6 protein-coding genes are annotated in these 6621 nt (G+C 65.1%); 2 read left to right on the top strand and 4 right to left on the bottom strand.

Annotation, left to right across the window (positions count from 1 at the left end; genetic code table 11):
- Both Q0O95_RS12720 and Q0O95_RS12715 read right to left on the bottom strand, forming a co-directional pair.
- Nucleotides 1-840: a type II secretion system F family protein gene (locus tag Q0O95_RS12720; RefSeq protein ID WP_293699339.1), complete on the bottom strand. Its 840-nt coding sequence runs from the start codon at nucleotides 838-840 to the stop codon at nucleotides 1-3.
- On the bottom strand, nucleotides 812-1789 hold the full coding sequence (locus Q0O95_RS12715) for a TadA family conjugal transfer-associated ATPase (protein ID WP_293699337.1): 978 nt from the start codon (nucleotides 1787-1789) through the stop codon (nucleotides 812-814). The genes Q0O95_RS12720 and Q0O95_RS12715 overlap by 29 nt, the downstream gene beginning before the upstream one ends.
- A 434-nt stretch (nucleotides 1790-2223) precedes the next feature.
- On the opposite strand from Q0O95_RS12715, the gene acs reads away from it, so the two are divergent.
- The gene (gene acs, locus Q0O95_RS12710) at nucleotides 2224-4167 is read left to right on the top strand and encodes an acetate--CoA ligase (protein WP_293699335.1); all 1944 of its coding nucleotides are present in this window, start codon (nucleotides 2224-2226) and stop codon (nucleotides 4165-4167) included.
- 214 nt (nucleotides 4168-4381) lie between these two features.
- On the opposite strand, the gene Q0O95_RS12705 is transcribed toward acs, so the two are convergent.
- Entirely contained in the window at nucleotides 4382-4840 is a 459-nt protein-coding gene (locus Q0O95_RS12705; protein WP_293699333.1) for a RidA family protein, read from the bottom strand.
- Nucleotides 4837-4989, bottom strand: coding sequence for a hypothetical protein (locus Q0O95_RS12700; protein ID WP_293699331.1), 153 nt, complete (start codon nucleotides 4987-4989; stop codon nucleotides 4837-4839). The genes Q0O95_RS12705 and Q0O95_RS12700 overlap by 4 nt, the downstream gene beginning before the upstream one ends.
- Nucleotides 4990-5032: 43 nt before the next feature.
- Between Q0O95_RS12700 and Q0O95_RS12695 the strand changes: the two genes are divergently transcribed.
- Nucleotides 5033-6621: transglycosylase domain-containing protein (locus Q0O95_RS12695; protein ID WP_293699329.1), on the top strand; the 1589-nt coding region annotated here is incomplete at its 3' end.

Raw genomic sequence — 6621 nt, 5'->3', positions numbered from 1 at the left:
CTACGGGATGGGCACCGTGAGCCCCTGTACCGTCGCCAGCACGAACGGCACGACGCCCAGCAGTACGAAGGCGGGAAGAACGCACACTCCGAGCGGCACCGTGAGCGTGACACCGGCCTTCGCGGCCCTCTCCTCCGCTTCCTGTACTGCCGTGTGCCGCTGCGCACGGGCCTCCGCCTCGAGGAGTCCGCGAACGGGAACGCCCGCGCGACGAGAAAGTTCTGCGATCTCGCCGGCGGCACGGTCGTCAGACCCCTCGAGCCCCTCCCGTCGCATGGCCTGCACGACCGTTTCGTGCGCGGCATCCAGCGCGAGGCCGCCTCGCACGGCGATGGCCAGCAGTTCGAGCTGGAGGCCCGCTCGCGCATCAGTCCTCGACGCGGTTCGAACGATGGCCCTGCTCCAGCACCACGCGCACACCATGAGCGCCACCCCGGTGACGACCGCGATGATGCCGATCGGCCCCGCCAACAGGGCACGCAGCGGGTTGAAGCCCATCGCGAGTGCCAGTAGCGGTCCGAGCAGCGGCAACAGCATGACGAGGCGCGCTGTTGCTCTCGGGCCGGCCATGGCAGTGCGGAGCGTTCGCTGCAGCCCCGCTCGTTCTCTCGCGGATGCGGCGATGGCATCGAGCGCACTCGCTATGCCCGAGCCGGCGCGTTCGGCGACGCGCAGCGATGCTCGCACCTGTGCTGCGTCGTCTCCCGACGGCTCGACGTCGAGGTAGTCGCGAGCGCGTTCGATCGGTATCCCGCCCCGAACGAGTGCCGCGAGCCGCTCGATCGCTCGTGCCGTGACATCCTCCTCGCGGTCACTGCCGCTCGACCGCAAGCTGCCCATCCCGCATCACCACCCTCCCCAGCGCAACGATGCCCCGCCATCCCTCACGGCGTTCGACGTGCACGACGGCGCCGATCGCGCTGACGACCTGCCGCCCCATGGCCTCCTGCGACAGCCCCGCCAGCGCTCCGAGCGCCTCCAGTCGTGCTGCGACATCATCGAGCGAATTCGCGTGCAGTGTTCCGGCGCCGCCATCGTGCCCCGTGTTCAACGCCATGAGCATTTCCCGCACCTCCGGTCCGCGGCACTCCCCGAGCACCAGCCGGTCCGGCCGCATCCGCAAAGCCTCGCGAACGAGACGCTCGAGCGTGACTTCGCCGGCTCCCTCCAGGTTCGCCTGACGCGACTGCATGGCAACAACGTGCGGATGCCGGATGCGCAGCTCCGCAACGTCTTCTATCGTGATGATGCGCTCGGCAGCCGGCACCGCGCCGAGCATCGCTGCCAGCAGGGTGGTTTTCCCTGAACCCCCGGCTCCCGTGATGAGCGTATTGACTCGCTCGTCGACGAGTCGCCGGATCGCGGGCAGACCGACGTGGCGGAAGGTGCCGCCGCTATCCAGGGCGGCGAGATCGAGCGCTGCTCCCGCCGGCAATCGGATGGAGAGCTGCGTCCCGGCAACCGCGACGGGCTGCAGCACGGCGTGCACCCTGATGCCGTCGCCGATCCTGACGTCGACGCAGGGGGTCGCCTCGTCGACATGACGTCCTCCGGCCGCGATAAGCCGCACGGCCAACGTGCGAACGCGCGCTTCGCTCATCCGCAGCGCTTGCAGCTCCGCGCCTCGCCCGCGATCGACCCACACTCCGTTCGCTGCTGCGAAGACATCCGTAACGGTGGCGTCGCTCACGAACGGCAGGAGTTCACCGAACTCTCCGGCCATCCCGGGACGACCGGGCGCGCTGACGCGCAGGCCAGGAACGAAGGGCACCGGCACGGTATTCGACATGGAGAGGAGCATGCCCGGCTCGTGCGGCGCGCGTCGTGCGGGGAAGCCGAGCCTGTGGATGAGATGGGCATGTTGAGCGCGGTTTGCGCAAGCCGTGGGGGAAGAAGAAAGGCGGCGCCCTCGTTTGGGGGAGTCGGGCGCCGCCAGACGCACTCGGAATTCGGGGGGAATCTGCCGAGCTCGCGTCATCTTGGCGGAAACCGCCGTAATCCATGCTAACGCCCTGCCGGCCCGTTCGCTCGCGGCCCCTGAGGCTACGGCGGCGCCTCGCGCAGGAGTCGCGCATCCGCTCGAATCCGCTGCGATGGCGTAGTCCGACCGGGAGATTTCCGGGCACCGATGCCGCACTCCCCTGCACAGCCTCCTGTGTGCTTTCGACCTGTCGTGACCAGGTATGCTCTCACGGGCAGGGTTACACGCAAAGGAGCAGTGGCATGAACGAATCGATCGACAGCCTGATGAACGAAGTCCGCAGGTTTCCTCCGAGCGAGGAGTTCCGGGCCGAGTCAGTCGTCGACGCTTCTATTTACGACGCGGCCGAGGCCGATCGCCTGCAGTTCTGGGCGGATCGTGCGCGCGAGTTGCACTGGCACGAAGAGTTCACGCAGGTGCTCGACTGGCAGCCCCCGCATGCCAAGTGGTTCTACGACGGGAAGATCAACGTCGCCTACAACTGCCTCGACCGGCACGTGGAAGCGGGCAACGGTGATCGCGTCGCGTTCCACTGGGAGGGTGAGCCCGGCGACCAGCGGAAGATCACCTATGCCGAGATGACGGCCGAGGTGAAGCGGCTCGCCAACGTCATGTTGGGCCTGGGCATCCGCAAGGGCGACCGTGTCGCGATCTACATGCCGATGATCCCCGAATCCGTTGCGGCCATGCTCGCGTGCGCCCGCATCGGCGCAACGCACACGACGGTCTTCGGCGGCTTCAGCCCGCAGAACCTTCGCATGCGCGTCGACGACGCCGACGCGAAACTCGTGATCACCGTCGACGGCTTCAACCGCAAGGGCAAGGTCTTCGCTCTCAAACCGACCGTCGACACGGCTCTTGAAGCCGAAGGGCACAACGTCGAGAACGTGCTGGTGGTCCGTCGCGGTGAGAACGAAATCGACTGGAATGCCGGTCGTGACATCTGGTACCACGAAGCGATGGCGGATGCCGAGCCGGAGCACGTGGCCGAGGGCATGGAGGCGGAGCACCCGCTGTTCATCCTGTACACGTCCGGCACCACCGGGAACCCGAAGGGCATCCTGCACACGTCTGCCGGATACCTGACGCAGGCCGCCTACACGCACCGCATCGTGTTCGATATCAAGCCGGAGCGCGACGTCTTCTGGTGCACCGCCGACGTCGGCTGGGTCACTGGCCACAGCTACGTCGTCTACGGGCCCATGGCCAACGGCGTCACCCAGGTCATGAGCGAGGGCACGTTCGACACCCCCACCCCGCACCGCCCGTGGCAGATGATCGAACGGTACGGCGTGACGGTGTTCTACACCGCTCCCACCGCGATCCGCACGTTCATGAAGATCGGGCGCGAGTATCCGCAGGAGTCGGATCTTTCGAGCCTGCGCGTGCTCGGCACCGTCGGCGAGCCCATCAACCCGGAGGCCTGGATGTGGTACCGGGACGTCATCGGCGGCGGCAAGACGCCCGTCGTCGACACCTGGTGGCAGACCGAGACGGGCGCGATCATGATTTCGCCACTCGCCGGAGTGACCGAACTGACTCCCGGCAGCGCGGAGCACGTGATCCCGGGCATCGAGATCGGCATCTTGAACGAGAAGGGCGAGCCCGTTCCGCAGGGCCAGGGAGGCCTGCTGACGATCACGAGCCCGTGGCCGGGGATGCTGCGCACGATCTGGGGCGACGACAAGCGATACCGAGAAACCTACTGGGAGAAGTTCGGCGACAAGTACTTCGCGGGCGACGGCGCACGGATCGACGACAACGGCGACATCTGGCTGCTCGGCCGAGTCGACGACGTCATGAACGTCTCGGGGCACCGGCTCTCGACCGCCGAGATCGAATCGAGCCTGGTCGCTCACGAGGCGACAGCGGAAGCTGCTGTCGTCGGCGCTTCCGATGCGACAACGGGTCAGGCAGTCGTCGCGTTCGTGATCCTGAAGAGCCGGTTCGAGCAGACGAAGTCAGTCGAGGAAGCGGAGGCGATACTGCGGAAGCACGTCGCCGACGACATCGGCGCGATCGCCAGGCCGAGACAGGTCTTCATCGTGCCAGACCTCCCGAAGACCCGCTCCGGCAAGATCATGCGCCGCCTCCTGCGGGATTTGGCAGAAGGCCGCGAGGTCGGCGACACGACGACGTTGGCCGACGGATCGGTTGTGAAGGCCATCCAGGAGCAGATGCGCTAGCGCCACCCGCGCATCCCCGCGCCCCTCCCTCCCCTGCTTTTTTGCAAACTTCTCGGTCGCCTGACGATGAGAAGGCGTTTCGACGGCGTGTCACCGCCCAGCGACCGAGAAGTTGACGCGGGCAACCGGTTCGAGTTGCGGAAACGCGAAAGCGGGCACGACATCGGATGCCGGCCCGCTTTTCGCATGCGTTTACGCGAATTCGAAGGTCAGGTCACGCGAACTCGACGATGAGATCGAGCTCGACGGGCGTGCCCAGCGGCAGCTCGGCAACACCGACCGCGGCGCGCGCGTGCTTGCCGATGTCACCGAAGATCTCGCCGAGCAGTTCGCTGGCTCCGTTGATCACGGCCGGCTGCTGCGTGAATCCGGATGCGCTGGCGACGAAGCCGCCGAGCTTCACGATTCGGGTAACGCGGTCGAGTGAACCGATGACGCTCGCGACCGCGGCGAGCCCGTTGAGCACAGCGATGCGCGACAGCTCGTAACCCTGCTCGACCGTCACCTCATCGCCGAGGTATCCAGTGGCCGCGAGCGCGCCGTCGACGAAAGGCAACTGCCCCGAAATAAAGACGTGATTGCCGCTGATCACAGCCGGAACATAGGCCGCTACCGGGGCCGCAACATCCGGCAGTTCCAAGCCGAGTTCGGCCAGACGGTCCGCGACGCTCACTGCTTCGGCCTTTTCATGAAGGCGACCATGCCGCCCTGCGGGCCGGTGCCGACGTGGACGAGTTCCCATCCGTCGGCACCCCAGTTGTTGAGAATGTCTGCCTCCTTGTGCAGCAGCAGCGGCGTGGTGACGTACTCCCAAGTGGTCATATATCTTCCTCCATTCATAGGATGATCGCGTAGTCTGGCGGGTATGACTGCGCGCAAATACAAGCCCGGAAGCCTCCTTGGCAACCTTCTCGGGTTGTTTGGATTCAGCGCCGCGGCCGGTGCTCTGGTCGCTGCCTCCCTTGCCCCAGGTGTTGCCGTCGCCGCCACCGCTGCGAACAGTGGCATGGACATGTTCCAGGCACTGCCAGACTACGCAACAATCAACCAGCAGGCCGACCGGAATGTCATTTACGGCAACCGCGACGGTGAGCCCGTCGAAATTGCGCGGATCTACAGTCAGAACCGCCAGACCGTCGATCTGAAGAACGTTTCGCCGAACGCGCTCAACGCGGCCATCGCCGCTGAAGACCGTCGCTTCTACTCGCACGGAGGCGCGGATGCCCAGTCGCTCGGCCGTGCGGTCATGTCGCAGCTGGGCTTCGGCGGGGACTCCGGCGGTTCGACGCTGACGATGCAGCTCGTTCGTCAGCAGATCATCATCGACGCGGAGATGCGCCTCACTCCTAACAACAGCGAAGAAGAGCAAGCTGAAGCACGCGCCATCATCGACGAGCAGTGGGACGAGGATTACAACCGCAAGCTGCGGGAGATCAAGCTCGCCATGGCGCTCGAAACGATGTACACGAAGGACGAGATCCTGCTCGCCTATTTGAACATCGCGAACTTCGGCGGCAACGTGTACGGAGTGGAAGCCGCCGCTCAAACAATCTTCGGCACCAGCGCATCCAACCTCAACCCGGCACAAGCCGCGTCACTCATCGCGACCGTGCAGGAGCCGGTCGCGCTCAACCTCCTCGAACCGGACAACTTCCAGTCGAACCAGGATCGCCGCGACTGGATTCTCAGTCAGATGGCACGCGAGGGCTACATCACCGAAGAGGAGTACGAGGAGAACCTGGCGATACCGGTCGATGAGGACTACGTGGACTACTCCCCGCAGCCGAGCGGATGCGTCGCGGGACACGAGTCGGCCAGATACTTCTGCAACTACGTAGATCACGTGCTGAAGCAGGATCAAGTACACGGGCAGTACATATTCGGGCAGTCGCAAGAGGCGAGCCAGCGAGTGCTCGACCAGGGCGGATTCGAGATCTACACCACGATCGACCTCGATCTGAACGACCATGTGCACGACCTCGTTCGCGAATACGCTCCAACCGGCTGGAACGGTGCTGACGTCGGTGGCGCCGTGACGATGCTCGAGGTCGACACCGGCCGAATTCTGACAATGGCGCAGAATAAGGAATACGACAATACCGAGAGTGCGGACGAATACTCCACGGGCATCAACTACAACACGACCAGGGATTACGGTGGCTCGAGGGGCTTCCAGCCGGGTTCGACCTACAAGATCTTCACACTCGCCGAGTGGGTTCGCCAGGGCTACAGCGTGAACGAGCGGCTCGAAACCACGCAGGACAAGCCGAGGTCGGTTACGGTCTGCGGAGATGACATGCCTTACTCGAACCTGCGAAACAATGCCGGCATCGAATGGGGACGCCAGTCGGTGACCGACATCATGGTCAACTCGCTCAACACCGGCACCATCGAGATGGCGTCCCGCCTTGACATGTGCGACATCCAGGATCTCGCGTCGAGCTTGGGCTTCGT

This window comes from uncultured Agrococcus sp. (assembly GCF_945915485.1).
Lineage (GTDB): Bacteria > Actinomycetota > Actinomycetes > Actinomycetales > Microbacteriaceae > Agrococcus.
The sequence above is the reverse complement of the archived record's forward strand: the minus strand, read 5'-3'. Positions and strand labels throughout refer to the sequence as shown.

What these genes read in the sequence shown, in the direction of transcription:
- Q0O95_RS12700 (WP_293699331.1), bottom strand. Translation starts at nt 4,989, where the DNA reads ATGACCACTTGGGAGTACGTCACCACGCCGCTGCTGCTGCACAAGGAG.
- Q0O95_RS12715 (WP_293699337.1), bottom strand. Translation starts at nt 1,789, where the DNA reads ATGTCGAATACCGTGCCGGTGCCCTTCGTTCCTGGCCTGCGCGTCAGC.
- Q0O95_RS12720 (WP_293699339.1), bottom strand. Translation starts at nt 840, where the DNA reads ATGGGCAGCTTGCGGTCGAGCGGCAGTGACCGCGAGGAGGATGTCACG.
- acs (WP_293699335.1), top strand. Translation starts at nt 2,224, where the DNA reads ATGAACGAATCGATCGACAGCCTGATGAACGAAGTCCGCAGGTTTCCT.